At 42.5% G+C, this 26,965-nt stretch carries 30 protein-coding genes; 6 read left to right on the top strand and 24 right to left on the bottom strand.

All coding sequences use genetic code 11. The features are described from left to right. Positions 1-194 precede the first annotated feature (194 nt). The 3 genes from DESACI_RS09325 to DESACI_RS09315 form a co-directional block, all read right to left on the bottom strand. Positions 195-2,108: an APC family permease gene (locus tag DESACI_RS09325; protein WP_014826940.1), complete on the bottom strand. Its 1,914-nt coding sequence runs from the start codon at positions 2,106-2,108 to the stop codon at positions 195-197. Between the two features lie 73 nt (positions 2,109-2,181). Next, the gene (locus tag DESACI_RS09320; RefSeq protein WP_014826939.1) at positions 2,182-2,883 is read right to left on the bottom strand and encodes a response regulator; all 702 of its coding nucleotides are present in this window, start codon (positions 2,881-2,883) and stop codon (positions 2,182-2,184) included. Beyond that, on the bottom strand, positions 2,867-5,542 hold the full coding sequence (locus DESACI_RS09315) for a sensor histidine kinase (protein ID WP_014826938.1): 2,676 nt from the start codon (positions 5,540-5,542) through the stop codon (positions 2,867-2,869). Before DESACI_RS09315 ends, DESACI_RS09320 begins: the two co-directional genes overlap by 17 nt. Positions 5,543-5,944: 402 nt before the next feature. Between DESACI_RS09315 and DESACI_RS09310 the strand changes: the two genes are divergently transcribed. Together DESACI_RS09310 and DESACI_RS09305 are read left to right on the top strand one after the other, a co-directional pair. Beyond that, complete coding sequence (locus DESACI_RS09310) at positions 5,945-6,274, top strand: nucleotide pyrophosphohydrolase (RefSeq protein ID WP_014826937.1); 330 nt, start codon at positions 5,945-5,947, stop codon at positions 6,272-6,274. Positions 6,275-6,412: 138 nt separating this feature from the next. After that, the gene (locus DESACI_RS09305) at positions 6,413-6,733 is read left to right on the top strand and encodes a hypothetical protein (RefSeq protein WP_014826936.1); all 321 of its coding nucleotides are present in this window, start codon (positions 6,413-6,415) and stop codon (positions 6,731-6,733) included. A 192-nt stretch (positions 6,734-6,925) separates the two neighbouring features. Here DESACI_RS09305 and DESACI_RS09300 read toward each other — a convergent pair whose 3' ends face one another. Beyond that, positions 6,926-7,045 carry a DUF4023 family protein gene (locus DESACI_RS09300; RefSeq protein ID WP_014826935.1) on the bottom strand — a complete coding sequence of 40 codons (120 nt, stop codon included), beginning with the start codon at positions 7,043-7,045 and terminating at the stop codon, positions 6,926-6,928. 126 nt (positions 7,046-7,171) lie between these two features. Then, complete coding sequence (locus tag DESACI_RS09295; protein WP_014826934.1) at positions 7,172-7,468, bottom strand: hypothetical protein; 297 nt, start codon at positions 7,466-7,468, stop codon at positions 7,172-7,174. 469 nt (positions 7,469-7,937) lie between these two features. Here DESACI_RS09295 and DESACI_RS09290 point away from each other — a divergent pair, with 469 nt between their 5' ends. Next, on the top strand, positions 7,938-8,690 hold the full coding sequence (locus DESACI_RS09290) for a C1 family peptidase (protein ID WP_014826933.1): 753 nt from the start codon (positions 7,938-7,940) through the stop codon (positions 8,688-8,690). 112 nt (positions 8,691-8,802) lie between these two features. On the opposite strand, the gene DESACI_RS09285 is transcribed toward DESACI_RS09290, so the two are convergent. The 5 genes from DESACI_RS09285 to DESACI_RS09270 form a co-directional block, all read right to left on the bottom strand. After that, a complete protein-coding gene (locus DESACI_RS09285) occupies positions 8,803-9,486 on the bottom strand; it encodes a PhoH family protein (protein ID WP_014826932.1) in 684 nt (227 codons plus the stop codon). A gap of 322 nt (positions 9,487-9,808) precedes the next feature. After that, complete coding sequence (locus DESACI_RS09280) at positions 9,809-10,447, bottom strand: carbonic anhydrase (RefSeq protein WP_014826931.1); 639 nt, start codon at positions 10,445-10,447, stop codon at positions 9,809-9,811. A gap of 90 nt (positions 10,448-10,537) precedes the next feature. Continuing rightward, complete coding sequence (locus DESACI_RS24510; RefSeq protein ID WP_158310166.1) at positions 10,538-10,708, bottom strand: hypothetical protein; 171 nt, start codon at positions 10,706-10,708, stop codon at positions 10,538-10,540. After that, positions 10,708-11,265: a flavodoxin family protein gene (locus tag DESACI_RS09275; protein WP_014826930.1), complete on the bottom strand. Its 558-nt coding sequence runs from the start codon at positions 11,263-11,265 to the stop codon at positions 10,708-10,710. Before DESACI_RS09275 ends, DESACI_RS24510 begins: the two co-directional genes overlap by 1 nt. A gap of 401 nt (positions 11,266-11,666) precedes the next feature. After that, entirely contained in the window at positions 11,667-11,885 is a 219-nt protein-coding gene (locus DESACI_RS09270) for a hypothetical protein (RefSeq protein ID WP_014826928.1), read from the bottom strand. Between the two features lie 190 nt (positions 11,886-12,075). Between DESACI_RS09270 and DESACI_RS09265 the strand changes: the two genes are divergently transcribed. Next, positions 12,076-13,068: a polyprenyl synthetase family protein gene (locus DESACI_RS09265; protein WP_014826927.1), complete on the top strand. Its 993-nt coding sequence runs from the start codon at positions 12,076-12,078 to the stop codon at positions 13,066-13,068. Here the strand turns inward: DESACI_RS09265 and DESACI_RS09260 are convergent. Continuing rightward, entirely contained in the window at positions 13,065-14,135 is a 1,071-nt protein-coding gene (locus DESACI_RS09260; RefSeq protein WP_014826926.1) for a tetraprenyl-beta-curcumene synthase family protein, read from the bottom strand. The genes DESACI_RS09265 and DESACI_RS09260 overlap by 4 nt on opposite strands. A 186-nt stretch (positions 14,136-14,321) precedes the next feature. Here DESACI_RS09260 and DESACI_RS09255 point away from each other — a divergent pair, with 186 nt between their 5' ends. After that, the gene (locus DESACI_RS09255; protein ID WP_014826925.1) at positions 14,322-14,528 is read left to right on the top strand and encodes a ferritin family protein; all 207 of its coding nucleotides are present in this window, start codon (positions 14,322-14,324) and stop codon (positions 14,526-14,528) included. Between the two features lie 15 nt (positions 14,529-14,543). Then, positions 14,544-14,819 (top strand): spore coat protein, encoded by a 276-nt coding sequence (locus DESACI_RS09250; RefSeq protein ID WP_242833147.1) that lies wholly within the window; start codon positions 14,544-14,546, stop codon positions 14,817-14,819. Positions 14,820-14,885: 66 nt separating this feature from the next. On the opposite strand, the gene tatA is transcribed toward DESACI_RS09250, so the two are convergent. The 13 genes from tatA to ccsB all read right to left on the bottom strand — a co-directional run bounded on the left by tatA (position 14,886) and on the right by ccsB (position 26,952). Further along, complete coding sequence (gene tatA, locus DESACI_RS09245; protein WP_014826923.1) at positions 14,886-15,095, bottom strand: twin-arginine translocase TatA/TatE family subunit; 210 nt, start codon at positions 15,093-15,095, stop codon at positions 14,886-14,888. A 298-nt stretch (positions 15,096-15,393) separates the two neighbouring features. Further along, positions 15,394-16,158 (bottom strand): SDH family Clp fold serine proteinase, encoded by a 765-nt coding sequence (locus DESACI_RS09240; RefSeq protein WP_014826922.1) that lies wholly within the window; start codon positions 16,156-16,158, stop codon positions 15,394-15,396. 85 nt (positions 16,159-16,243) lie between these two features. Continuing rightward, positions 16,244-16,537 carry a hypothetical protein gene (locus DESACI_RS09235; RefSeq protein WP_014826921.1) on the bottom strand — a complete coding sequence of 98 codons (294 nt, stop codon included), beginning with the start codon at positions 16,535-16,537 and terminating at the stop codon, positions 16,244-16,246. 91 nt (positions 16,538-16,628) lie between these two features. Further along, positions 16,629-17,918, bottom strand: a complete 1,290-nt coding sequence (gene hemL / locus DESACI_RS09230; protein ID WP_014826920.1) for a glutamate-1-semialdehyde 2,1-aminomutase — start codon at positions 17,916-17,918, stop codon at positions 16,629-16,631. 23 nt (positions 17,919-17,941) lie between these two features. Further along, on the bottom strand, positions 17,942-18,958 hold the full coding sequence (gene ahbB / locus DESACI_RS09225; RefSeq protein WP_014826919.1) for a siroheme decarboxylase subunit beta: 1,017 nt from the start codon (positions 18,956-18,958) through the stop codon (positions 17,942-17,944). Continuing rightward, complete coding sequence (locus DESACI_RS23580) at positions 18,930-19,130, bottom strand: SPASM domain-containing protein (protein ID WP_148271287.1); 201 nt, start codon at positions 19,128-19,130, stop codon at positions 18,930-18,932. The genes ahbB and DESACI_RS23580 overlap by 29 nt, the downstream gene beginning before the upstream one ends. A gap of 16 nt (positions 19,131-19,146) precedes the next feature. Continuing rightward, complete coding sequence (hemB, locus tag DESACI_RS09220) at positions 19,147-20,121, bottom strand: porphobilinogen synthase (protein WP_014826917.1); 975 nt, start codon at positions 20,119-20,121, stop codon at positions 19,147-19,149. 138 nt (positions 20,122-20,259) lie between these two features. Then, positions 20,260-21,438: a putative heme d1 biosynthesis radical SAM protein NirJ1 gene (nirJ1, locus tag DESACI_RS09215; protein WP_014826916.1), complete on the bottom strand. Its 1,179-nt coding sequence runs from the start codon at positions 21,436-21,438 to the stop codon at positions 20,260-20,262. Next, the gene (cobA, locus tag DESACI_RS09210) at positions 21,431-22,948 is read right to left on the bottom strand and encodes a uroporphyrinogen-III C-methyltransferase (RefSeq protein WP_014826915.1); all 1,518 of its coding nucleotides are present in this window, start codon (positions 22,946-22,948) and stop codon (positions 21,431-21,433) included. Before cobA ends, nirJ1 begins: the two co-directional genes overlap by 8 nt. A gap of 181 nt (positions 22,949-23,129) precedes the next feature. Next, positions 23,130-24,041 carry a hydroxymethylbilane synthase gene (gene hemC, locus DESACI_RS09205; RefSeq protein ID WP_014826914.1) on the bottom strand — a complete coding sequence of 304 codons (912 nt, stop codon included), beginning with the start codon at positions 24,039-24,041 and terminating at the stop codon, positions 23,130-23,132. Beyond that, complete coding sequence (hemA, locus tag DESACI_RS09200; protein ID WP_014826913.1) at positions 24,038-25,375, bottom strand: glutamyl-tRNA reductase; 1,338 nt, start codon at positions 25,373-25,375, stop codon at positions 24,038-24,040. Before hemA ends, hemC begins: the two co-directional genes overlap by 4 nt. Continuing rightward, positions 25,351-25,989 carry a precorrin-2 dehydrogenase/sirohydrochlorin ferrochelatase family protein gene (locus DESACI_RS09195; RefSeq protein WP_014826912.1) on the bottom strand — a complete coding sequence of 213 codons (639 nt, stop codon included), beginning with the start codon at positions 25,987-25,989 and terminating at the stop codon, positions 25,351-25,353. Before DESACI_RS09195 ends, hemA begins: the two co-directional genes overlap by 25 nt. 102 nt (positions 25,990-26,091) lie before the next feature. Next, positions 26,092-26,952, bottom strand: a complete 861-nt coding sequence (ccsB, locus tag DESACI_RS09190) for a c-type cytochrome biogenesis protein CcsB (protein WP_014826911.1) — start codon at positions 26,950-26,952, stop codon at positions 26,092-26,094. Between the last annotated feature and the right edge of the window lie 13 nt (positions 26,953-26,965).

The following is a 26,965-nucleotide window of genomic DNA, read 5'->3' as shown; positions in this document are numbered from 1 at the left end:
CCTATTTTGCAGATTTGATTTGTTTTTCCGAGGTATTATGACTCAAAGTAAAAAAATCAATTCTTTTCTAAGGGAAACTTAAGCAATTTTCCCGAATACCCCATGAAATAATATAGCCAGCAGAAGTTAGCAAGTCCTCTGCTGGCTATTTTTTAGTTGCAAAATGTCATCTGATGTTGCTATTCTCAAAACTCTTATTGATCCACAGGCGTATGAAAAGGAACGCTGGTCACCAAAATATTCTTGTGCAATAAAAGCAGCAATTTCATCAATTGACCCGTCTGGTTGTGCAGGAAATTCTGCCAGATCTTAGGCGGGACAAATTCAGGAATAACTAAAGTGACGGTGGAGAAATTAGGATCTTTTTCAAGAGTATCCAAGTAGTTTAGTAAATCATGAACGGTAGCTCGGTAAGGAGAATCTACAATGGCTAAATCGATTTGAATATTGTTTTCCTTCCAATGTCTCTGGAGTTTCTCTGCTCTTTCCTTGTCTGAAGCTATGTGCACTGCCGAAATCAAAGGCGTTAACTCATAGCCGTATTGGAGAGCCTTAAGTACTATTCTATTCAAGTCAAACACCGGGACAACAATTTTACTTCGGTATTCTGAGAGTTCAATATGACTTCGACGATGGGCAATTCTGGCTATTTCTTTATTAAACGCCTCGATGTCATCTTTAGTCGGTTTAATGTATTGGATTTCACGTTTATATACTTTTGCCACAACATTAAAGAAGAACATAAGCAAGGGGATAATAATGGCTACCAACCAAGCACCTTCACTAAATTTAGTAATTAAAAAAATAACAAACACTAAGAAAGAGATTAGTCCGCCAAATAAGAAGATTATTAAATCTTTGTAAAAACCCTTAGGCCTCGTCTGGAGGCAATGTTTGGCTAAACCAAATCCCGTTAGGGAAAAGCTGATAAAGACCCCGATGGCATATAAGGGCAGCATACTATGGGTATCTCCATCAAAAACAATAATCAATCCTAATCCTATAATACTCAAGGTCCAAATCCCAGCGCTGTATACCAGACGGTCCCCAAGATTTTTGAAATAGCGAGGGGCATAGCCGTCACGGGCCATTAAACTCAAGAGTATCGGCAAGCCAACAAAAGGTGTGTTGGCGGCTATGACGAGAATGGTTGCAATCCCAGCCATGAGAATGTAATACATGATTGTTTTGCCAAAAATCAACAGTCCCAGTTGATTGATAATTGTATTGTCATCACTGGGGATTAAATGATATTGACTTGCCAAGAACACCAGGCCTACAAGGCCAACTGCCACGATAAAGCCAAGTATAAACAATGTATGGATTGCTCTTTTCTGGGCAGGGGCCTTAAAAGCGGATACACCATTACTCACGGCCTCAGTCCCCGTTAAAGCGGTGGTACCGGCAGCCATGGCTCTCAGGAAGACAAACAGCGTTAAGTTTTGAGAATTAGCCACGATGATAGCATGGGAGTATGGCATAGGGGCAGTTCCATAAACAAAGTATTTAAATAAACCAAAACCAACGAGGGCAAAAATACTGATGATATACGTGTAGACCGGGATAGCAAAAAGCTTTGCAGATTCTTTAAGACCCCTTAAGTTGACCAACGTCATAAAAATGATAATAATACAATCTGCCACTACTTTATGAGGAGTTGGTTCCAACCAGCGAAATATGCCGGTAAGGTTTTCAACAGCCGAACTAACGCTGACTGCAACCGTCAGAATGTAATCGATGCTGAGACTTGCGCCGGCCAGCAACCCCATTTTTTCTCCTAAATAAGCATTGGCAACGGTGTATGAGCCGCCCCCTTGGGCATATTTTTGAATGGTACGGCGATACAGCATTAAAATACTGAGAAGAAGCAGCACGATAGCACCGGTAACCTTCATCGATGCCGCATAACCGGCAGTGCCAGCAATCATTAACACATATAAAATGGCATCCGGCGCATATCCCTGAGAAGATATGACATCCGAACCAAAGACCGGAATACCTCCAAAAACTCCAATTTTATGACTTTCCGCACTTTGGGTTTCTAAAGGGTGCCCAAATACTAAGGTTCTTAGCTTTAACCAAAATAATTTCTTACTGGCAGAAGCCATGTCAATTCTCCTCCGATCTTTACTATTGAAGTCTCATGGTTCATTTTACCGGTGGAACTCCTGGAACGTGACTTTATAATAATCTGTAGCCAACCCCTGGTTCAGTAATAATATGGCGTGGACGTGAGGGGTCCCTTTCAATTTTGCGGCGAATCTGCCCCATAAAGACCCTTAAATACTGTATGTCATTTTCGTAGGCAGGCCCCCAGACTGTCCGCAGAAGAAACTTATGGGTGAGAACTTTTCCGGCATTCAATCCAAGATTTTTCATCAACTCATATTCCGTGGGAGTCAGCTTTATTTCTCCGTCAGACACTTTGACCTGCCGGTGAGACAAATCAAGGACTAAATCATCAAATTTCAAGATCGGTTCTTCTTCGACTCTCTCCGAATGACGTAACGCTGCGCGCATTCGCGCCAGTAATTCGCCCATACTAAAGGGCTTAGTTACATAATCATCCGCTCCGTGGTCAAGGGCCGTGATTTTATCTGTTTCTTGTTCTTTGACGGACAGAATAATGATAGGAACTTTGGACCATTCTCTGATTTTATTCAAAACCTCCATACCATTCATATCAGGGAGTCCTAAGTCCAAAATCACAAGATCTGCATTATTCATGGCAACTTCCTCTAAACCGGCTTGACCTGTTCCTGCTTCCCGAACGTCGTAACCATGACTGGTCAAACTAACCCGTAAAAATCTGCGAATTTGGGTTTCATCATCAATGATTAAGATTCGTTGTCCCTTCTTATCTATGTTAATCTCCTCCTTCAATGGGAAGTTTATCGGAGAGTTCGTACTCCAAAGGCAAAGTAAATATAATAGTTACGCCGCCCAATTCGTTGTTCTCAGCCCAGATATCTCCATTATGACTTTCGATAATTCCTTTACAAATTGAAAGGCCTAATCCGGACCCACTAACTTGAAGAGGAGACGTAAGCCGGTAAAATTTATCAAAAACCTTGCTCAAATCTGTTTCAGGAATAGGATTGCCCCGATTCGCTACAGAAATTTCTAAGTTTTGCCCAACTTGCTTTACAGATATCACGATTTTGCTTACCGGTTCAGAATACTTAACAGCATTGTCCAACAAGTTCACGATTACTTGTTCAATCAAAGCATAGTCCGCTTGGACTAAGGGCAGCCCCGCCGGGATATTAATATCCAGTAAACGTTTCGCCAGCACAATATCCAAACGGTTGATTGCTACGCCAATGATATCCTGAATATCACACCAATCTTTATGTAATTTGAGCATACCGCTTTCCAGGCGCGCCATATCCAAGAGATTATTGACAAACCGATTCATTCTTTCTGCCCCTTGGAGAATTGTTTGCAGCAAATCGTGACGAGCATCAGGCGAGTATACAACGTCTTCGTCTTCTAAAAGGCCTGTTGCCGCACCAATAATTGAGGACAAAGGGGTTCGTAAATCATGGGATAAAGAATTGAATAAGGCGGTACGCAAACGCTCTGATTCAGCTAAGGCATGAGCCTGTCTTGCTTCATCGGCTAGCTTTATACGATTGATGGCCAGTGCGGCAAGTCCGGCAAAGGCATCTAAAAAGCGAATTTGCTGAGGGCTTACAATATCATTTTGATGAAAGAAACAAATTCCTAAGACCCCATGAGTTCCTTGTTCAGTGATTAACGGAAGATACAATGCTTTTGCTGACCTCAAAGTCTCGGTCCCTCTACCGGCTTTTTGCCCTCTCTCATAAACCCAAGATGCTACATTCATTTCGCTTTCAGTCATAAAATGATCTGTGGAAGAACTCTGACTCAAAACCAAATTATTCCGTTCATCCGGCAGCAGCAGAACAACCTGTCCATCAAGAGTTTCACCAATCTTGCGGGCAATACTGTCTAATATGCGCTCCAGCTTATCTACTGCCGTTAAATCCCTGCTCAGAGAATACAAGGCCGATACTTGCTGCTCACGCTGACGTGAATAGTTGATCTGGTCCGTTAAACGACCGGAGAGAGTCCCGGTGACAATACCCGCAATCATGAGGATAACGAAACTTATTACATATCGAAAATCATCGACATGCAAGGTATAAAAAGGAGGCACAAAGAAATAGTCGAAGATAATAACACCCATCCCTGCTGTAATTAAGGCCGGCAGCCTGCCCCAGCGCGCGGCGGTGAGAAGAACGGGCAGCAAATAGAGCATAGGAATATTGACTGGCCCTAAAAATGTCTCTATGGGCGAAACAGCAACGGTCAATGCGGACATCATGAGTACAGACATTAAATACGGTGTTGCAGAATACCTCTGACGGCGTGAAAGATGGCCTAACGAAGTATTATTATCTTCTGCAATCGTTTCACGCTTACGGTCTGCAGCATTTTTTCGCCCAGATATTACATGGACGCTGATGCCATGGCTTCTGCGGATGACTTTATCGACAACTGACCCATGAAACAATTCCTGAAAACGAGCACGTTCCGGTTTCCCGATGATGATTTGCGAAACGTTCCGTTTACGAGCTAAGGTTAAAAGCTCTTCAACGATGTCATCTCCATGGGGAGTAACAATTTCCGCCCCCAATTTTTCAGCCATGCGCAGATTTTCTTCCATGAGGTCCTTTTCGTTTTCGTTTTTTTGCATTTCTCCAGGAAGTACTACATGCACGGCCAGCCATTCAGCATTCTGTCGCGCTGCCATTCTCTTCGCGGTACGGATAAGTTTAGTAGAAAAAGGATTGCCGCTGACACAAACCATCACTTTTTCTCCGGATGGCCAAGGGCCGGCAATCCCATGATTCCGCATATATGATTCCATCTGACAGTCTACCCGCTTAGCCGTATAACGCAAAGACATTTCCCGAAGGGCATTAATATTGCCTGGACGAAAGAATTTCTCAATCGCTTCCGCAGCCACTCCGGGGACGTTAACTTTACCCTCCTTGAGCCTTTGAATCAGCTCGTCCGGGGTAATATCCACCATCTGAATTTGCGAAGCAATCTCCAGAATACGATCGGGCACAGTTTCGCTTACCGTAACACCCGTGATTTGGGCTACAACATCATTAAGGCTTTCTAAGTGTTGAATATTTAAAGTGGTATAAACATCAATTCCTGAGGCCAATAACTCTTCAACATCCTGGTATCGTTTCCTATGCCGAGATCCCGGGATATTGGTATGGGCTAATTCATCGACCACAACCAGTTGGGGGTGGCGTTCTAAGAGAACTTCTAAATCCATTTCTTGAACTAACTTACCCAGAAATTCCTGAGTTTTCGAGGAAATATAAGGAATCCCCTTTAGTACGGTCTCTGTTTCAAGGCTGCCATGGGTTTCCACAAAACCAATGACCACATCCGTACCTTCGGATAATCGTTCTTTTGCTGCCTCCAGCATGGCATAGGTCTTTCCTACTCCAGCGACAGCGCCCAGAAACACAGTCAGTTTTCCTTGGTTCTTCATTATTCAATCACCTGCTCATAAGGCTTCAGCACCAAAGTTCATCCTTAGAACCAACCCTTTCTCCATGCTGCAAGTTTTGGCTGGCATAGAGTTGAGAGTGCATAATCCCAATGCTGACTTATTATAGCCTGAAAGCCCATAAAAATTGTCTAAATATAACCTCCTAAAGCATAAAGAATATATAAAGATTAGGAGATTAAGCTCGATATTCCTGTCTTATTCATATCTGGTAAATATTTTTTTCATAATTCAAGATATTTCACCCTAATAAGACTTCGAATGCTTAGTATAATACTTGTTTGTTCATTGTTTGACAATATCCCATAGAAAATAATTATATTCGAACAGGTTAAAGGAATTGTCTCTTCTTAAGAGAATTTAAAGTATCGAGGTGAACTACTAATGGAGGATCTAATCAACTATATCTTGAAATTCAGAGACGATAGAAATTGGTCGCAGTACCATAATCCGAAGGATTTAGCAATCTCACTCTCCCTGGAAGCCAGTGAACTTTTGGAAAACTTTCAATGGCGGACAAGCGAAGAGGCTATCGATGAAAAGTTTGAGGATATCAAAGATGAAATTGCCGATGTTTTCATCTATTTAATCCTGTTGTCCGATCGATTGGGTATAAAACTATCACCGGTAGTAAGGGATAAGCTTCTCAAAAACGAACAGAAGTATCCAGTTTCCAAATCATATGGTTCAAGGAAAAAATACAGCGAACTTTAAAATCAGACTCAACAATTTGCAGTTTCTTCACTCAAGATCACGCGAAAAATACATGGACTGACCGAGAACTATACGGTAAAATAGGCCATGGAGTCATTATTTAGCTAATTATGCAGTCAGAACATGGGAGGCCATAGAATGTTAAAAGATAATCCAAATAAAATATGGGTCGTAGCAAGACCATACCAGGCGAACAATCCTGAGTATAGCCAGTACAATGATGTGGCAGAAGCTTTATCCGATTTTGATGATTGGACACAAGATCGTGAAAATATCGCCGGCTGCGAAGTGTTGTTCCGGGGGATAACTTTAATGGAATCCTCCAGCGGAAAAGTAAGAGGTGCACTATGCGAGCAATATCACCCAGATTGCTCAGTCAGAAATAAACTTCCAAATCCGGAGGAAATAGTTAACTGCGAGGAATGTATAACAAGGTTGATGATAGACCATGTTGAATAGTGTTTACTTATATAACTTAAGCCCTCTCTGTGAGGGCTTTTTCTTTTGCTCTATTTAGTTGTGAATTAAATAGAAATCACTTTCAAGATGGGCAAACAATGGTTATTCGACTGAATTTGCATCCATTAATACCTACATCAATACTTAAAAGAACCATAATCTTGTAAGACTATGATTCTTAATGATAACTTTCTATTTATTGGTACTATGCTGCTTATTGGGCAATTTGCGATCCGGATTTCCTTTGCCTTGGTGTTTCTTATTTTGTTCTTGCTTGTCCTGAGCTTGGAGAATTTTATCCAAATTTTCCATAGTTAACCCCTCCTTGAAATATAGCACATAGTTACTTTAACCAAAGCTGAGGCTTTACATGCTAATTCAGATAGAACTTTACATGCTGCTACTGATAGAGTTAGAGGTTAACTTGGTTCATTTAACTCACTCGTCAAGATAGAATAACACTTTCACTTCATTTTGTGCTTCAATCTCTAAACAGACATCTTCTTGCTTGGGAGCAAAATCCACTCTGATGATATCATCGAGTTTAATCCAGAATACATTCATATCTTCTCCCCACACAGAAACCTTATCGTCGGCAAAATCGATGTTCGTCACTGTTCCAAAGTCCATCGTACATTCGACAACACACAAGACTTCTAGGCATCTCAACTTTTTACCAAGAAATTTCTGCTTAAGAAACTTTACAAATTCTATTTTAGAGGATAAGGACAACACTCTTAATTCCCCCTTTATTTCTACGTATCCTAAGTTATACCTTTAAATTCCTCTTGAATTACTATACATAAAAATCGGTCATAATCCAAGTTCTAAATAAATTTACTTCCGCATAGAATTTTGGCAAAAAAAATTCCCCTCATCAAAGGGGGGGAATAAGGAGGAGGAAAGAAAAATGAAAAAACCTTTATGTTAACCGCTAATTAGCGAGGAGCTTTCGTTCGCTAAATTTTTGTTATACTTATCATAAAATATAAATGTTACTCTTCCGTGATCTTTATATGAAGAATCTGTTAAGAATTAAATTTTTTTATTTCAAAACAGTCCTTAGTTAATTTTCCTTCTCCTGAGGTCCAACAAGCTTATTCACAATTTCGGACAATCATGCGTACTATAACGTTGAATACAGAAAACTTGGCCGACGCAGGCGTCTGCTTAGTTAGAAATTTTTATAAGCGAGGAACATGATATGGCTAAGAGAGTGTATAAGCTGAAACATGACAAAGTTGATGCGAGAGATAAAATTTTTTATTCCGCCCTCCATAAACAAATGACCCTCCCCCCTCTCGTAGATCTGAGAAATGGATGCTCCCCTGTGGTTGACCAAGGAGAATTGGGCAGTTGTACTGCTAATGCTATTGCTTCCGGTTTGCGTGAATTCCAGGAATTACGCAGCGGAAAGTTGACCCCGCTGAGCCGCTTATGGCTTTACTGGGGAGAACGAAAGCTGGAAGGAACTGTGGATGAAGATTCCGGAGCCAGTATCCGGGACGGCATGAAAATTCTCCATAAGTTTGGTTGTGCCCCGGAAAACGATTGGCCTTATGATATTTCAAAATTCACCCAAACCCCACCCGTGGTTTCTTTCCTTGATGCTCTTCACTACAAAATAAGCGAATATCACAGAGTTTCGGACTTACTAGCCCTTAAAGCAGCTTTAGCGACAAGGTATCCCGTTGTCATCGGCATCAAGATCTACGAAAGTTTCGAATCTGAAGAGGTAGCTCGAAACGGTATTGTGCCCCTTCCTCAACAAGGTGAACAATATCTTGGGGGACACGCTGTATTAGCCGTCGGTTACAAAGACGACGCTCAGAATACAAACTCGGGGGTCGTTATCTGTCGCAACTCTTGGGGGGGAAACTGGGGAGAAAGTGGATATTTCTTTCTTCCCTACGCTTATTTTGCTGAAAATGTTGTGGACATGTGGACAGGTAAGTAAATTCGTCAGATAAAGCTGAACCGTCTTAGCATTGGATAAACAGGTACTGCTGCCTGCCGAAAAAAAAATGATCCCCAGTACTCGGGGATCATTTACATAAACGCTTCGTGACTTAAACAGTTTGGAATTTATCCGCCCAATTTGCGAGTTCTCCTCGAAAGTTCTTCGATAAGGTTATGATCTTGCAATAAGGTTGATCTTTAAAATGTTCCATATAGGGCACAAAGCCACTCTTTGAACTTGGAATATCGGTTTGCCCTGAGTGACCAATACAGATAACTTTACAAGAATCGTGAACCCGGGTAAATATTTTTCGAAGTTCAATGGCTGTGAAGTTTTGACATTCATCAATAATAATGGTCATATCTTTAAGGTTAGTTCCTCGTAAAAATAAGGGACTCTTTGGATAACACCAGATACCATCCATAACACGTTTTACGCTTACCTTTCGGCGTATAGCTTCATTGGCTAATACCTCTTCATTATAAATGCACTGAACCGGGTTCTCATTAATTTCCAAAAGAGCGTCAATGAGAGGTTGATGATATATACTCTCCTTCTCTGATTGTGTCCCAGGTCTAAAACCCATAATAGCTTCTTGGACAGGATTAAAAATATAAATGAGAGGCTTTTTCAGGATCTTAGCGCAGGCAACGGCCAGGGTCGTTTTTCCTGTTCCTGCTTTAGCGTTAACCATTACTAATTGATAATCAAAGATTGCATCGACATATTCCCGCTGTTCAGGCGTTAAACGTGGTGCGAGGCCAAACAATAGGTTATTCTCTGGAAGCGGCATTGTTCTCACCTTATCCTTGTATAATTAAAATCTCCAATTAAAGTGCTTCAGAAATCGTTTCTAGCATAACTTCCACATTGTTTCGAAATTTTCCTTCTCTGAAGTATTCCGAGGTCAATCCTAATCTTTTTAGATTTTCTCAACTTGATTTGTTTTATTCAGAGACCCGGCCGTCCATTGTGGCGTTCATTGTTGAGAGGAATAAAATAAGCGCTTCCCTGTTGATAAGGATAAGCGCTCATGGTATTCAGTCACTTGATTATGTTATGATTCCTGTGAACTCAACTCAAGAATACGCTCTCGAGGGTTTTTCTTAAAGGCCCTAGTTCGCCAATTCAAAAATACCCTTTTTGGCATTATATATGAAAACTTCTCCGGATTCAATCGTATAGTACATACCGATTATATCAATTTCCCGCTTATTATACTTTTCAACAATAAAGGGATACGACAGTAAGTGCTTGATTTGTTCTACGATATTTATTTGTTCTGTGAGCCATTCTCTCTTCATTTCATCATCGGCGTCGCCCAGTTCTTTTAATACTCTCAATTTAACATTCTGAGCGAGTTCCAACCATTTTTTGGTAGTAGGCAATTGATTCAGTTCTTCATCCGGAAGATATATGGATGCACATCCTCCGCAATTTGAATGGCCGCAAATAATAATCTGTTTAACCTTTAAAACATTCACCGCGTACTCAATGCAAGCAGTTGTGGCTGACATTGGCGCCTCTTGCTCTAAAACTTGATGATATTGGGGAACTATATTAGCGATATTTCTAACGACAAATAATTCCCCTGGAAGGGATTTGGTAATTAACTCCGGAACAACTCGGGAATCAGAACAACCAATAAATAAGGTATGAGGTTCTTGACCTCGCTTTAAACGAGAAAATAAATTTTTATGTTCCTCATAATCCTGCGTTCGGAATTTAATTAAACCCGCTATCAGATTTTCCATATATGCTTAACACCTCCTGCCTTCAAGAGCAGCAACCCTTAATCACAACTGAAGATTAACATCTCCGGAATCATTAGTCAATGTTGGATATTACAAAGCAATATCGTAATGATCATATATATCGATTACAAAAACAAACCGTTTCCTTCGTGCAGCCTTTTCGTCCAAGTTAAACTCAAAAACCAACGGCAAACTTGTCGTTGGCTTAAAATTAGACGTGGAGCTGAATCCTTCAATTTCTTCACGGAGGCACAAGTTCACTATTTCTTACTGCTATATAATGATACCATTTCTTTAGCAGCAGCTTTAATGGTCTCAAGCTTATACTTTCGGTTTTTCTGAGTAACCCCGATTAAGTCAAATTTCTCTGCCTTGATTGTGAGGAAAATTCGTTCCAGAGCAGTGAGGCATGAGGTAATACCATTTCCGGTTCCTCCGGCGGCAGCCACTTCAATGATAGGTTTTCCTTGAAAGTAAGACTCCTCTTTGAAGGCCTCGCATCGGCGCAGGCGGTCAGTAAAGGCTTTAGCAGATTCGCTCAAATCTCCAAAATAAACTGGAGTTACAAAAACAAAGGCATCAAATCCTTCTAAGGAAGCGTGCAGAGCTTGGAATTCATCTTGAACTTGACATTCATGCTCATTGCGGCATGGACCCCATCCATTACCACAAGCTTGGCAACGGCCAATCTTTTGTTGATTTAAATTGATAATTTTAACGTTAGCGCCTACTTCGAGGGCACCTTCTTGGGCTGCTTTTCCACAGGCCGCCGTTAATCCATCCAGATTAGGGCTGCAGGTAAAGATAACAACATTCATTATACTCATCCTTAACCTTTCCAATTACAATGTTAATTCATTGTACCAGGAAAATTATACCTTTGAAAGTATTTATATAACCTTTCAAAGGAAACATATAAATAATTTTTAACGAAGAACCCTTTCCTTTATAATATTAACAAATAATTGCAATAGTGCGATGATCAGGATTAAAATTAAAAGTAAACGTTGTAAACATAATATATAACTGCGATTACAGCAGGGATTGAACAAGCCAATATGTATGCAACTAACGTGGGTTTTATAAGTTCCTCCCAAATTGTTTTCGTTCTCATAATTTATACTCCTAATTCATTTCTGCCATCGATCATATACCTCTTTCAGTTCTTCCAGAGGAACAGGCTCGTCGCGCAAACGAGCCCGTTTTTTGTGAGAGTTAGTTAATGTTTATGAGGTTTCAACTGGGTTCCTTCCATAATGCCTCGATTATGAAAGACCTCATCGACTTCCAGGGTAAGCTGGCCACCCTTGGCGTTTTTACGGCCATTGGTTCCATAGTTCGGTGTCTGATCATCATTAACGACACTAACTACTCCTGCAGGCTCCCAAGGTTGACGGTTTAACTGGGAAGCATGTTCCTTATCATTCTCATTACCCACGGCTATTCCTCCTCAGCGTCTCAGTTTCAATTTGATCTTAAAATGACTGATCAATTTAAGATTTCCCCCCCGATTTAAGATTTAGTCATAGCCGATAAAATTAGTTCATAAGTACTTTAGGTATCCAATGACGCCCTTTCAGACATAATAAAAGCATATTGTATTTTAATAGAGGGCTGAGGCTGATGCAATGAGTATTCAAGAACTACATAAACCTAGCGACATGTTGATGGGATCCTTAAAATTTCCAGAATTACTATTTGTGGAAGATCAACTGAACGAAATAATTAATAAAGCGGATGGTCTCATTCAAAAAACCTGCGGCATCTTACTAAAATCAGGCGGCAAAAGGGTACGGCCATTATTGACCCTCTACAGCGGGATGTGCTTTGGTCCTCTAAATCCCTTAATACTTAGAGCTTCAGTTGCCGCCGAATTAATTCATATGGCTTCCTTGATTCATGATGATGTCATTGATAAATCTGCAACAAGACGTGGAAAACCAACAACAAATTCGGTGTATGGAGACCATGCTGCTATTTTGACCGGAGATTATCTCTTTGCTGAAGCATTTAATATTCTCTCAACAGAAAAGCTATTAAAATGCATGAGCTTCTTCATTGAGGCCATTCAAGCAATGTGTGCGGGAGAGGTGAATCAAGCTAAAGAGCAATTTTCCTCGGCCATCGGAACGGACCAATATTTTAAACGAATTGCCCAAAAAACAGGAATTCTTCTGGCAGCCTGTTGTCAATCAGGTGCCCAGTTAGCAAATGCCGGAACTGAAGAAATCCTCAGTCTGCGAGAGTTTGGTTTAAACATCGGCTACGCGTATCAAATCACGGACGATATCCTGGATCTTAACAGCTCTTCAGACTCTTTAGGTAAACCTGTCGGAGCCGATCTGCAAAATGGCAATATGACTCTGCCGCTTATTTATCTCAAAGACAATCCAATATATGGCAACTGGCTGCAGGAAATTATCAATTCTCAGCGTGTCACTCCTCAAGGGCTGAACAGCATTTATGAAGCTCTGATGAGTTCCGGATGCCTGAATCAAGCTCATTTAGCCGCTGCCCAATGTGTCGAAAAGGCTAAAAACAGCTTAAATATAATCCCGCCCAGTCCTTATCGAACAGCTCTCCTAAATCTTTCGGATTTGATTTTGCAGCGTACATATTAAAGGAGGTTTCTTTTTCTCAGCCAACAACACATCCAAAAGAGAACCTGTACTCCTACCCCGCTCTTGGTTAAGAGTTGCTTCGTTATAAACCGAATATCTCTATCTTGACCTTTTTCATCCGATAGGTACATGGCAAGAAGTCCTTGAACTACTGCTCGCTCAAATTTTTTATAGCGAAGTGTTTTTGCCGCTTCGTATGATTTATGGATAAAAAGCTTTAAGCGATCAGCTATTCTTTCCGAGCCGGAATAATACGCTACAAAATTTAACTGTCCTGTTTCACGATCTTCGCGAAGATCAATGAAATAATCTAACAAGATATGCAGACCACATATCCACGGAAAATAAGCCTGACAAATTTTATCCACGTCAGAAGCTTGTAAATCAATATCAAAAGAAGCTGCGTACAAACAAAATATCCCCAGCGTTGATCCAGTGGCAGCTGCAAATTCCCAGGACGTGATTGAGGGATACTTTCTTAAGTAGGGGTCAATCCAGTCAAGCATTACCGATTCTCGTCGTTCTGCCTCTAAATGTTTATAGGTTTGTAAGTGAGAATAAAGTCGTGCTAATTCCAGAGCATTTTCCTGGACTAGATGAAAGGAAGGCAGGCTCTTTAGACTCGCTTGACAAGTTTTGACTAATTGTTCGAGATACCCTCCATCGTTCTGATAAGGATAATACTTATAATAATCTGATAGATTCGCTTTAAAAACTAAAGCTTCTTCCATAGCCAAATGCAATTGGGCAAATGCCATTTCATCCTCAATTTCTAAGTTGTCAACTAAATTATCTAGATAGTCACTCATCGTCTGGTAAGCGACAATAAAACGAACCGTTTCTATTTGATTGGCACCCGGATATAAGGCATAAATACTCCCTCCCTGGCAATGAAAGGCTTTTAACCGGATACTTTCCAGAGCCTGTGAACTCAGTCGGGAATCAGGAATTTCTTCGGCCCGCTTCCGCCATAGCATTAGTTCTTCTTTAACCATGGGAAAAACCTTAGTAACAAAATTGTAAATTAATTTTCCACGATTGATCGATCCCTTTTTGACAACCTTCATTCCTGATTCTCCTTATAATTATTAACCCTTGCCGTTACATCTCCCATAGTCTTCCCCAATATCTGCATAGTTCAACCCTCTTCAGTCTTCCAACCCCCTAGCACTCTATTCCATCCAATATTTAGAAATCATATAGAAAATTAATACGGGAATACTAGAGTCATTATGACAGAGGGGAGGTTGACTATGAATACAACAAAACCTGAATTGACTTCTAAAAATCTGGCCATTCTGAATGACCAACTTGGTGCTGAGTCATTACTCGTTCACAAGTTCGCCCAAGCATCGCAAACTGTTCAAGACCCGGCAATCAAATCGCAGCTTTCTTCAATTTCTGAACTGCACCGTAAGCACTATGATACCTTACTTAATTATTTAAATTCTCATCAATAGCGTCTAAAGAAAGGAGTGATTTTATTGACTTCACAAACCACGATGTCAGAGCAAGAAATTGTAACTGATTTACTGACAAGTGAAAAACATGTGACATCAACGGTTAATACGTTCATAACAGAATCTACCTGTGCCAATTTGAGGCAAAACCTTAAGACAATACTCGATGAAGAACACAGCATACACGAAAACCTTTTTAACATCATGAACCAAAAAGGTTGGTATCCCGCGAGTGATGCTCAAGCTCAAGAGGTTCAAAAAACTAAGGATAAATTTAAACCACTCCAATAAAACCTTATTAGAAAAACTAAAAAAAGACGGGGCACAGTTTGCCTCGTCTTTTTGTGATATATTCCTTTATTCAGCTTTATCGAGATTGACTGCTTTGTTCTCCGGAGCATTAGGTACACTCTCGTCGCCGCCTTGACTTGCTGTCTTAAATTCTTTGATCCCTTTACCTAAAGCTTTGCCCACATCGGGTAATTTTCCGGGACCAAAAATAACCAGAGCGATTACAAGAAGAATACCACCCTCCAAAGGGGACACGAATCCAAACGTTGTCAGCATCTGATCCACCTCCATATATTTTGACCAATACAGTCATAAACATTAACCACTTGAAAATTAAAATGCAGTACAAGTTTATCCTATCCTATTGTGCAACAACAAGCAATATGTTTTTTGTGGAAAAGTCAGAAAAAGACTGTTTCTAAACAAGTCTTTTTCTGAAACACGTTTAAAAATGGTTAGTTAATATGAAAACTTACTATATTAGTTAGGATTAGTAGAATTAGTTAAATTTACTTTTACTTAACTAACATATTTAACGAATCTAGATTAACTTGTTTAATTTCATTGTACTGGGTCAATTTCGTTCATTTTTAAAGATTTCTTCGTAAGCCAGATATAGGCTCCAAATAACTTCCCATAATTCGTCCCGGGCAAGAGTTACATTCAAACCAAGTTGTTTAGCTTCTTGATGCCCAATAGGGTAACCGTGAGAAAAATAACCCTCGGTTAAAGCTCGGGCAACACTTTCAATACGGTCCGGAGAATCTTTAAACATGTAGTTAGACATTAATATTTCCGCATATTGTCGCGATGCTTTAATGGTTTTTTCATAATCTCCGATAAGCCAAGGATCAAGTTTATTTAACATCGGGGTAGCCAAAAAGGAAACAACTTCAGGATCACCACTCGTGGTAATTGATCTCTGTAAATAATCAAAACAATGCCAAACGGCTTGAACCGGTACAAGAATATCCTTATAGACAGGATGTTTAACTAGAGGATCAATTGGTCCCAGTTCAGATAGAGGCCCCATAATGACCTCATCAGCCCCTAAGACTAACATCGATGCTGCCGACTTAGCCGCAAAGGGAACAATAACCGAAAATTCCTGGCAAAACTCGCGAATTAACAGGACCACTTTATAAGGAGTATCTACAGTTCCGCCGTAACTATGCAAAATTAAATCAATTTTTGGAGTAGGTCCAATTTTTTTCAGTTGTTTATAAAGAGGAACTAAGATGGAATCATCCAGTGGTGAATATGAAAAATAGACTAAGACTTTAGAATTTCGCAATTCTTCTAGGCGCTCAAGCAAATTTACACGATCTTCTTCGTTCAAACCAAGTCCCCTCCCAGCCTTCCTCACGTACCATATTATTCCAATTAAAAGCTGGTCGTGAATGTCCACTGGAAGAGAATTGTCACTAGGAAGGTTTCTTAGGCAGTGTTACATTGACCTTTGATTTTACATGACAACTCTGGCAAAACTGTTCCCCGCCCAGACCCTTTTTTTCATGACAAGGGTAACATTGTTTCCAAGGCTGTTGATTATTGAGAACTGCATAGCCATGACCTTTGGGTCCGTTTATCCAAACATTTTTGGGAATTGATGAATGTGGATTAGAAGGATCGTGGTTCTGCGAAATAATGATGACTGTAACTAAGGCTCCAAATAAAGCAACGGTAATGATGGTTCTTAATACGTGTTTTCTTTCCATAGATCTTAAGCACCCCTGTCAAATCACACTTGCCATCAATCCTCAAAGTGTCGTTACGATGGCACTTCGTTGGTACCGGCACTTTTGCCTCCTAAAGGGTTTTTATGACTAAGCGGGCTTGCTCAAGAGTATTATCGATATCCGCATCAGTATGTGCCGCAGATAAGAAAACTGCCTCAAACTGGCTCGGTGCCAGGTAGATACCCTTCTCAAGCATACCCCGAAAATACTTTGCAAACCGTTCAACATCTGAGGTACAGGCACTGGCATAATCCTTAACAGGCACATCGGTAAAGAAGGCAGAAAACATAGCCCCGAGAGCATTAACCCAAACCGGAAGTCCAGCCTCTTTAGCAATACGTTTTAGACCTTCCGCTAAGCGAGACGTCTTACGATTTAGTTCCTCATAGACACCGGGTTGCTGCAGCAATTTGAGAGTCGTTAAACCGGCATTCATGGCCAAGGGATTTCCCGATAACGTCCCTGCTTGATAAATAGGACCACTGGGAGATATTTGCTCCATAAAACGTCTTTTCCCGCCATACGCCCCTACAGGCAGCCCTCCCCCGATGACTTTGCCCAAACAGGTCAAATCCGGATCAATGCCATAATGGGCTTGCGCACCGCCATAACTAATCCGAAAACCTGTCATAACCTCGTCAAAGATCAGCAAGGCACCATACTCTTCCGTCAGACGGCGGACACCCTGTAAGAATCCTTCTCCCGGCAGGACCACTCCCATATTGCCGGTAACCGGTTCAAGAATTACCCCGGCAATGTCTTCTCCTTCACGTTGGAAAATTTCCCTGAGTCCTTCCAGATCATTATACCGTGCAGAGATCGTGGTCGCCGCAGTTTGAGGCGGGACGCCGGGAGATGTAGGCACACCAAAAGTCAGGGCACCACTTCCGGCCTTAATTAAAAGCTGATCGGCATGTCCATGATAACAGCCTTCAAATTTAACAATCTTCGTTCTGCCTGTAACTCCTCTGGCCAGACGCAAAGCACTCATCGTGGCTTCCGTCCCGGAATTAACCATCCGGATCATTTCCATGGAAGGGTAAGCTTTAAGTACTTCCTCTGCCAATTCCGTTTCAACTTCTGTCGGCGCACCATAACTTGTGCCTCGTTCGGCCACCCGTTTTATCGCTTCTACCACTTCAGGATGAGCATGACCAACGATGAGCGGTCCCCAAGAGCCTACATAATCAACATAACGGTTGCCGTCAATATCCCAGAGATAAGCGCCTTCAGCCCGGTCAATAAATACAGGATCCCTGCCTACCGATTTAAAGGCTCTTACCGGAGAATTAACCCCCCCGGGAATAACTCTTTTGGCTTTGGCAAAGGCTTGGCTGCTTTTTTCATCAACAAACGGCAAGTGAATGCCCCCCTTTTACGAATCTAAAACGTCTCTTCTTCAAGAAAATACTGCATACTGCTCTTTTTCAATTCTGCAGTACTAAAAAGCATGGAATAATCAGTAACGCCTGTGGCCGCAGAAATCCTTTTCATGATTTCGTCACAGTCCTCCATGGTTTTGCCATGGATCATCGTAAATAAATTATAGGGCCAATCGGACAAGGTTGGTCTTTGATAACAATGGCTGACTTCCTTAAATTGGGCCATGATTTTTCCGACCTCTTCTGCCCGGTCAAGCTCCACTTGCCAAACACCCATAGAATTCGCAACAAAACCGGCTTTTTGGTGTCTTAACACGGCACCAAAGCGGCGCAAAACTTTGGCATCCAATAAGTCTTTGGCGCGGGAAATCAGCTTCTCAACCGGCCAGTTGAGTTTTTCGGCCAGAACCGTAAAAGGAGTTGGGGAATCCGGCAGATCGCCTTGAATCATTTGAATCAGAGAAATGTCTGCATCGGTTAGGTCAAAAGGTTGACTGCTTCCTCTGTTGGTTGATCCTTGTTCTCCACTTTCAGGCGAACTTAAGGAATCGTCTTGGGCATCTTCCTCTTCGCTAAAATCAAAATTAACGTTAATTTTAAATAGTCGTGTGGCTGGAAGGCTAAATACTTCAGAAATCTCTAACTCAGTACGAATCCTCTGAATAATACGCTCGGCAACTTCCTCTGACCGGGCTATCAAGGTAAACCAGACATTATAGTCATGCTCGCGGATATAATTGTGGGTTACCCCCGGGATTTTGTTAAGTAAGTCAGCCAAGTCTGAAATCTTCTCTTCCGGAACTTTCGCTGCACACAACGTACTATAATACCCTAATTTCCGAGAATCGAAAACCCCGCCTAAACGACGGATAATTCCTTCCCGGCGAAGCCGCTGAATCCGCGTGAAGGCATTCTCTTCTGTAATTCCGGCAACGATGCCAAGGATTTCATAGGGATGAACCTCAATGGGAAATTGTTTTTGGATCTCGTTAAGCAGCGTACGATCGGCGGAATCCATGCCAACCCCCCTCCCTTCCCTGATACAAGCTCAATGGCTCCTCAGCCGTGTAATCCCCTTCACTATAATAGGCAGCCCGCGCCCGGCAGCCACCGCATAATTGTTTATATCCACAGTAACAGTGATCATAAAACAGGTTGCAGGCATTCGTCGTATTCCAAGATACCATCACGGACGTCCCTCCCATCTTAACCCTCTCTTAACCAACGTGCTGCATCGAGAGCATGATAGGTAATTACCAAATCGGCTCCCGCGCGTTTCATGCTGACTAAGGCTTCCATGACGATACGTTTCTCATCGATCCAGCCGTTGGCAGCAGCAGCTTTAACCATGGCATACTCCCCGCTGACATTATACGCGGCAATGGGCAAGCCAAATCTATCTTTGGTGCGGCAGATAATATCGCCATAGGCTAAAGCCGGCTTAACGATAATCATATCCGCACCCTCTTCAATATCTAAAGCTGTCTCCAGCATTGCTTCGTTCCCGTTAGGCGGGTCCATTTGATAGGTCCTGCGGTCCCCAAACTGAGGTGCCGAACCGGCGGCCTCACGAAAGGGGCCATAAAACCCTGAAGCAAATTTAGCTGAGTAAGCCATGATGGGAATATGAGTAAACCCTTCCCGATCCAACAAATCCCGAATGGCTGCAACTCTTCCGTCCATCATATCAGAAGGGGCAACCATATCCGCACCTGCGCGGGCATGGGAAAGGGCTGTCTGAGCTAAAAGGTCTAAGGTCGGATCGTTCAAAATCTGTCCGTGATCAATAACTCCGCAATGTCCGTGGTCGGTATACTCACAAAGACAAACATCCGTTATAACATAAAGCTCAGGATAATGTTTTTTCGCGATACGCACAGCTTCTTGGACAATACCGTGTTCATCATAGGCCCCTGTGCCGACACTGTCTTTACTCTCAGGGATACCGAACAGTAAAATTGCGGGTATCCCTAATTTTACCACTTCGTTCAAAGCCTTTACAAATTCATCCAGAGAATAGTTATATACTCCTGGCATTGAAGAGACTTCCACTCTCTCATTCTCGCCAGGCATGACAAACATAGGATAAATCAAATCATCGATGCGCAGATGGTTTTCTCGAACCATTCTGCGGATTGTCTCGCTAGACCGTAGCCGTCGCGGGCGTCTTTTCAGGTCCATACCACTACCTCCTAAAACATAAACTTATTAGCCTTACCCAGACTGCTTGCTCAGCTTCTTATCCAATGACCCGCTCAGTTTAACTGAACTTCGAAACTCTGTGAGAAGTCATCCTCGCCGAAACATATGGTGTTTACTCTACTTACTAATCCCAATCTCCTCGTCTGTCAAATAACAAGCCGGGTCAGATTCCCAGAAGTCTCCTGTCACAGCTTCGGCACGGGTGCGGAAATTGCCGTTGCACATATCTAAGAAATTGCAGGAAGCACAGCGGCCTTTGAGCAGGGGTTTTCTATCTTTAAGCCCGGCAAGAATCGGTTGCGAAAGATCCGTCCAAATCTCTCCGAATTTACGCTCCCGAACATTGCCAAAGGTAATGTGTTGAGTGAATTGATCGGGATGCACATACCCCATAGGATCAACTTCTCCGAAGGCAATTCCTGAACGATTACCGCCGTTAAGGCCAATCAAGCCCTTGATTTTTTCGGCCTTCTTGGGATCATCTTTGAACGCTTGAAGGTACATAAAAACCCCGTCACAATGATTGTCAACCGTAAGAATTTCCTTTTTCAATCCCCGTTCTTCAAAATCCCGGGTGCGCCGGATAATAGTCTCCATAGCTTGTCGAGATTCTTCAGGAGTTACGTCTTCACTGATCATCTGACTGCCTCGTCCGGAATACACCAAATGATAGAAGCAGACCCGATCGATATTTTCAGCTTCGATAAAATCAAAGATCTTATCGAGTTCCTGAAAATTATGATGATTAATAGTAAAGCGCAGCCCAACCCGCTGTCCTACGGCAACACAGTTTTGGATGCCTTCCATGGCTGCCTTAAATGCCCCCTCTTTACCCCGAAACTTATCGTTAACATCTTGAAGTCCGTCTAAAGAGATACCTACATAGGATACACCGATTTCTTTTAATCGTTTGGCAACTTCCGGTGTGATTAGGGTGCCATTGGTGGACAGGGTAGCCCTTAACCCTTTAGATATGGCATATTCAGCCAACTCGAAAAAATCAGGGCGAATTAAAGGCTCTCCTCCTGAGAAAAGAATAACCGGGGATTTAAACTCTGCCAAGTCGTCAATAAAGCGTTTGGCTTCTTCAGTAGTCAGTTCTCCGGCATACTTTTGTGCGTCAGATTCCATATAGCAGTGGGCACATTTCAAATTGCAAGTCCGGGTCATATTCCAAACAACGACTGGCCCGGAATCAACCGTCGTACCGTGTTTGGCTCCCAGAGAGTTTTGACTGTAGCGCAAAGAGTCGCCGAAATACTCCGTATCAAATAAGAGCTTTGTAACACTAATCATGCTTTTTTCCCTCCAGTAAGGCATCGACAAGGCCATTTATGGTATATTCTGAAGCTTCTCTGTGCATTGTAAGTCCCAGTTCACGGGCAGTTGCACTGGTTATGGGTCCGATGGAATAAAGCAAAACATTCTGCAGTAAATCCATTTTTCCATCCAATAACTTCATAAAATTCTTCACCGTAGATGAACTTGTAAAAGTAACACTATCAATTTCCTTATTTTGCAGCATCTTCTGCAGTTCATCCTGATTAGCACTGCCGAGTATCGTCTTATAAACAGGAACATCCCAAACCTCAACACCCATGCCTTTCAGAGAATCAGGAAGAATGTTCCTGGCTTCTTCCGCCCTCGCCAGCAAAACCTTATCTCCTGCCTTAACACGGCCGTTTAAACCTTCAACAATCTTTTCCGCCCGGTACTCTTCAGGTACATAAGCCACTCTCAGCCCACGCTTCTCTAAGGCCGCTTTTGTGGCCGGGCCGATGGCAACTAGCTCTATACCTGCCAAATCCCGCACATCTCGTTTCTGCTCTAAAAGTTCTGCGAAAAAGGTTTCTACTCCATTAACACTGGTAAAAATAAGCCACTGAAAGCTTTTTAGATCCTCTATGGCTTTCAACAGCGACGTTTTATCCGTTGGCGGGGCAATCTCAATTACCGGAAATTCCCAGGCCTCTCCACCTAAAGCTTCTATGGCCTGGGACAATTCACTAGCTTGATGGCGTGCCCGAGTGACAATGATTCTCTGGCCGAACAACGGTTTCTTTTCAAACCATTGAAGTTTTTCCCGCAGGGAAACAACCTCACCGACAATAATAATTGAGGGATTGGTAAATCCTTCTTCTTTAACCTTTTCGGCTATGTTATTTAACGATCCCACCAAAGTGCGCTGTTCCGGTCTCGTGCCCCATTGAATAATCCCAACGGGAGTTGTTGGCTTTCTCCCATTCTCCATAAGTTTTTGGGCAATCAAAGGAAGGTTTTCCATTCCCATGAGAAATACAAGAGTGCCGTGGGATTGGGCAATATGATTCCACTGAATCGACGTTTCATTTTTGGTGGGATCTTCATGACCCGTTATGACAGCAAAAGACGATGTTAAATCCCGATGGGTCACGGGAATTCCGGCATAGGCAGGAACTGAAATGGCAGAAGTAATCCCCGGAACGACTTCGAAGGGAATTCCTGCTTCTAAGAGAGCCTCCGCTTCTTCTCCTCCCCGGCCAAAAACAAAAGGGTCGCCCCCTTTAAGACGAGTCACAATTTTACCCTCAAGTCCTTTGTCTACAAGAAGCTGGTTAATCTCATCCTGCTTAAGGGTGTGACGATCCGGCGATTTCCCAACATAGATAAGTTCACAATCCGGGCGGGCAAGGGTCAAAAGGCGCCGGGACGCCAGGCGGTCGTAAACTAAAACCTCTGCCTTGGCAATACATTCCGAACCCTTAATCGTGATTAACTTTGGATCTCCCGGGCCAGCCCCGACTAAATATACATATCCTTTATTCAACCTGAACACTCCTATCTATGCTGAAGATGCAACTATGAAAATGGGGACGGTTCCAAGTTACAGCAGAACCGTCCCATGTTCTTTGAGTATAGATCATGGGTTCATAACCATTATAACAAATCCTCAAAACGACTTTTGTGATTTGGAGCACTTAGTGATAAGTTTTTAGCGTACAATTTCCTCAGCGAATTTCAGCTAAGATTTCTGCAGCACCTAAACTAAGCAATTGATCGGCAACTTCAATTCCAACGCTTTCAGGATCAGTGCCTCTTCCTTCCGCTTTCAGCAAGCGGTTTCCGTCAAGGCTGGAAACCATCCCTTTGAGGAAAATCTTCCCGTCAGTAACCTGACCTAAGGCCCCAATGGGGACTTGACACCCTCCTTCAAGTTTACGCATTAACATTCGTTCCGCGCGGACAGCAAGTTCAGTTTCGGGGTGATTGACAGGAGCCAGCAAACCACGAATATCATCACGCTGTTGGGCGATTTCAACGGCAATAGATCCTTGCCCTACTGCCGAAAGCACAAGATCTTCGGAAAGAATCTGCGTAATCCTCTCTTCCCATCCTAATCGTTTTACCCCTGCTGCAGCCAGGACGATACCATCCATCTCCGACTCTTGCAGCTTTCGCCAGCGTGTCTGGAGATTGCCCCGCAAATCTGTAAAGCACAGATCAGGGCGATAATGCTTGAGCTGGGATTTACGACGCAAACTGCTCGTACCTACTAAGGCACCTTCGGGTAATTCTTCCAAGAGTATTCCCTTTTTGCTTAAAAAAACATCTCTTGGTTCTTCTCGTTCACAAAAAGTGCATATTTCTAAGCCCTCCGGCAACATTGTCGGCAAGTCCTTAAGGCTGTGAATGGCCATATCCAATTGATTATTTAACAGTCCATGCTCTAATTCTTTTGTGAATAGACCTTTATCTCCTATTTTGGCTAAGGGTACATCTAATATTTTATCCCCTTTGGTTTTCATAGGGACCAGCTCAAAACTAAGATGCGGATGAAGCTGCTCGAGCCGATGTTTCACCCACTCTGCCTGCCACATAGCCAACTGACTGTCTCTTGTTCCGATTCGAATCTTCTTCATTCTGCCCTCCCATGGCGCACAGGACTTATATGCTGATTTACAAGCGTCATTTGCCGTTTCGTTTCTTCCTCAACATCTAAGTCGAAAAGGTTTTGTAAAATTTCTGTGTAAAGATGCCCTTGAGATGTGGAAGCATATTCTTTAAGGTTGGTAATTGGCACATGTAAGAGCTGGTTGACTATAGAATTAGCCATTGACCTCACAATCTTTTCCTGTTTTGGCGTTAATCCGCCTAAACGCTCGATGGCCCGTTCCAGCTGCGCATCTTTAATTTGTTGACCCTTTTGCTGCAGAGCAACGATGGTTGGAACAACAAACAGTGAATTATGCCATTTTACGAACCGGTTCATTTCCTCTTCAATAATTTTCTCAGCGTTGAGGGCGGCAAGCTCTCGTTCCTGATGATGGCGATCGATCACTCCTCGCAAGTCATCAATGTCAAATAAGGTTATATGCTCGATCTCTTTGACATCAGGATGGATATCCCGGGGAACCGCTATATCAATAAGCAACAAAGGACGCCCTTGGCGCTTTTCCATAATCGTCTTCATTCGCTCAGGGAGAATTACAAAATGAGTGGCAGCCGTAGCGGAAATTACGATGTCCACAGTCTCAAGGTGCTTATCCATCTCATCAAAGCGAACCGCCTGACCGGAAAATTCTTCAGCCAAAGAAACAGCCTTATCATAAGAACGGTTGGAAACCATAACTGTGGAGGCTCCGGCAGCAACCAAGTTTCGGATCGTTAAGGTGCTCATTTCACCCGCACCTAAAATTAAAATTCCTTTTCCCTGGAGCTCTCCGTACTGTTGCTTGGCAAGCTCCACCGCCGTATAGCTAATAGAGACAGGATGCTGATCAATTTGAGTTTCCGTACGAATTCGTTTGCCTACGGCCAGGGCCGTTTGAAAGAAGACATTAATAGCCTTGTTCGTAACTTCTGCGTCATTAGCTTGCTGATATGCACTGGCAACTTGTCCGAGAATTTGAGTTTCTCCGCGAACCATAGAGTCTAAGCCTGCTGTTACCCTAAACAAATGACGAATAGCATCATAAAGGGTATGGACATAAAGATATTGGTTTAAAAGTTTTTCGTCGATACCGTGATGAGCCGACAGAAATTTTTTAATGGAGACAATACCCACTTCAACATCTGTTGTGGCAGCATACACTTCGGTTCGATTACAGGTACTGAGAATTAGAACACCTTCAAGCGCAGGATAATTCCTTAGCTTTTTTAAGGCCTCCTGAATCTGAGAAGGTTGAAAACTCATTTTCTCTCTTATTTCGACAGGCGTCCCTTGGTGGTTTAAGCCAACAGCGATTGGAAACACTGCTTAACCACTCCTTCCGCTTCGGATAGTCGGTTCTCTTGAATTAGTTTCCTGACTTCGCCGTCCGTTATACGCTCCCAAAATACGCTCCGTTTTTCGGGCGACAAATCATTTTTGACAATAGTACGCCAAGTTTTCAGTAAGCGCAAATACTCCTTCATCTCGGATCCAAATAGCTTTTCCAATTCTGCGCGTATCTGCCGGGCTACAATAGGACTACTTCCTCCTGTGGAAACAGCTATTTTCAAATCTCCCTGCTCCATAATGGAGGGAACTATAAAGCTGCATTTTTCGGGATCGTCCACGACATTAACTGGACGATATTGACTCTTGGCATCAAATGACACTTGCCTATTGACTTCTTCATTTTCAGTGCAGGAAAAAACGAGGCGGGCTTCGCCAATGTCTTCCGAGGAATATTCTTTTTCAAACCAACAACAAGTCGTATCATTGATCAAACTTCTCAGCTCGGGCACAATTTCCGGAGAAACAACACGAACGACGGCCCCATGTTTCAATAGAGTCTGTACTTTGCGCAGAGCCACGTTTCCTCCTCCAACAACCAAAATGGATTGATCCTTTAAATCCATAAAAATCGGATAATACTGCGGCATAAAATACTGTCACCTTCTCAAGCTTTCTCCCAGATATAATTCGCCCTATTCAGACATTTCCCCTGCCCCAAAACTAAAGATTTCTTACAATTAATACTTTTTCTATTGGGCGTAAGAGTGCAGTCCCGGTAAGAAGTAGTTAACTCCAAAGAACGTAAATAATACGGCGGCGAAACCTAAGACAGCCATCCAAGCCGCACGTTTTCCTTTCCAGCCATACATCAAACGGGCATGTAAATAAGCTGCATAAATAATCCATGTAATTAAAGACCAAGTTTCTTTGGGGTCCCAGGACCAATAAGTACCCCAAGCATAATTTGCCCAGATTGCTCCGGTAATAATGCAAAGGGTTAAAAGAGGAAAAGCAAACCCTATCACTTTATAGGACAATTCATCAAGGGTTTCTAAATCCGGAAAACGGGCAATAATCCCTTGAGGTTTCGCTTCCCATCCCCTGCCTTCTTCCTTAAGTTTAAGAAGGTACATGATCCCCAAACCAAAGGAGATGGCAAAGGCTCCATAGGCCAGCATAGCAGTTACCACGTGGAAAGTAAGCCATTGGCTTTTTAAAGCCGGAGGAATTGCCTGAGCTACCCGTTCCTCAGGCCCCATGCTCATAATGATAAACATCAAGAGCAAGACAGGTATGGGCATCACAAAAGCACCCAATGACTTTAACTTGTAACGATACTCGATATACAAATAAACTGCCATAATTCCCCAAACAAAGGTTAAAAGGAATTCGTAGCCATTAGACAGCGGCGGATGTCCTGAAATTACCATGCGAATAACAATGGCTGCCGTATTAGCTATCAGACCGAGAGCCGCGATGTAGGTTGCCAAACTGCCAATCAGGTCTTTCTTTATACCGATCCAAACCCAATATAGCATCATGCAAAGAATATAAGCCATCACCGTAACGTAAAACGCAGATGATTCAAGGTTCTGTAATCCAAGATTCAAGATTTTATCCTCC

The organism is Desulfosporosinus acidiphilus SJ4, assembly GCF_000255115.2.
Lineage (GTDB): Bacteria > Bacillota > Desulfitobacteriia > Desulfitobacteriales > Desulfitobacteriaceae > Desulfosporosinus > Desulfosporosinus acidiphilus.
This window is presented reverse-complemented; position numbering and strand designations above follow the sequence as displayed.

Bases quoted from the DNA above. Each gene is read 5' to 3' on its own strand.
- DESACI_RS09310 (WP_014826937.1), top strand. From the start codon at position 5,945: ATGGAGGATCTAATCAACTATATCTTGAAATTCAGAGACGATAGAAAT.
- DESACI_RS09315 (WP_014826938.1), bottom strand. From the start codon at position 5,542: ATGAAGAACCAAGGAAAACTGACTGTGTTTCTGGGCGCTGTCGCTGGA.
- hemB (WP_014826917.1), bottom strand. From the start codon at position 20,121: ATGGACCTGAAAAGACGCCCGCGACGGCTACGGTCTAGCGAGACAATC.
- DESACI_RS09280 (WP_014826931.1), bottom strand. From the start codon at position 10,447: ATGGAAAATCTGATAGCGGGTTTAATTAAATTCCGAACGCAGGATTAT.
- DESACI_RS09285 (WP_014826932.1), bottom strand. From the start codon at position 9,486: ATGCCGCTTCCAGAGAATAACCTATTGTTTGGCCTCGCACCACGTTTA.
- DESACI_RS09325 (WP_014826940.1), bottom strand. From the start codon at position 2,108: ATGGCTTCTGCCAGTAAGAAATTATTTTGGTTAAAGCTAAGAACCTTA.
- nirJ1 (WP_014826916.1), bottom strand. From the start codon at position 21,438: ATGATTAGTGTTACAAAGCTCTTATTTGATACGGAGTATTTCGGCGAC.
- DESACI_RS09195 (WP_014826912.1), bottom strand. From the start codon at position 25,989: ATGCCGCAGTATTATCCGATTTTTATGGATTTAAAGGATCAATCCATT.
- tatA (WP_014826923.1), bottom strand. From the start codon at position 15,095: ATGCTGACAACGTTTGGATTCGTGTCCCCTTTGGAGGGTGGTATTCTT.
- ahbB (WP_014826919.1), bottom strand. From the start codon at position 18,958: ATGGATTCCGCCGATCGTACGCTGCTTAACGAGATCCAAAAACAATTT.
- DESACI_RS09275 (WP_014826930.1), bottom strand. From the start codon at position 11,265: ATGAATGTTGTTATCTTTACCTGCAGCCCTAATCTGGATGGATTAACG.
- DESACI_RS09255 (WP_014826925.1), top strand. From the start codon at position 14,322: ATGAATACAACAAAACCTGAATTGACTTCTAAAAATCTGGCCATTCTG.
- hemC (WP_014826914.1), bottom strand. From the start codon at position 24,041: ATGAAGAAGATTCGAATCGGAACAAGAGACAGTCAGTTGGCTATGTGG.
- DESACI_RS09290 (WP_014826933.1), top strand. From the start codon at position 7,938: ATGGCTAAGAGAGTGTATAAGCTGAAACATGACAAAGTTGATGCGAGA.
- DESACI_RS09265 (WP_014826927.1), top strand. From the start codon at position 12,076: ATGAGTATTCAAGAACTACATAAACCTAGCGACATGTTGATGGGATCC.
- DESACI_RS09305 (WP_014826936.1), top strand. From the start codon at position 6,413: ATGTTAAAAGATAATCCAAATAAAATATGGGTCGTAGCAAGACCATAC.
- DESACI_RS09300 (WP_014826935.1), bottom strand. From the start codon at position 7,045: ATGGAAAATTTGGATAAAATTCTCCAAGCTCAGGACAAGCAAGAACAA.
- DESACI_RS09235 (WP_014826921.1), bottom strand. From the start codon at position 16,537: ATGGAAAGAAAACACGTATTAAGAACCATCATTACCGTTGCTTTATTT.
- DESACI_RS09260 (WP_014826926.1), bottom strand. From the start codon at position 14,135: ATGAAGGTTGTCAAAAAGGGATCGATCAATCGTGGAAAATTAATTTAC.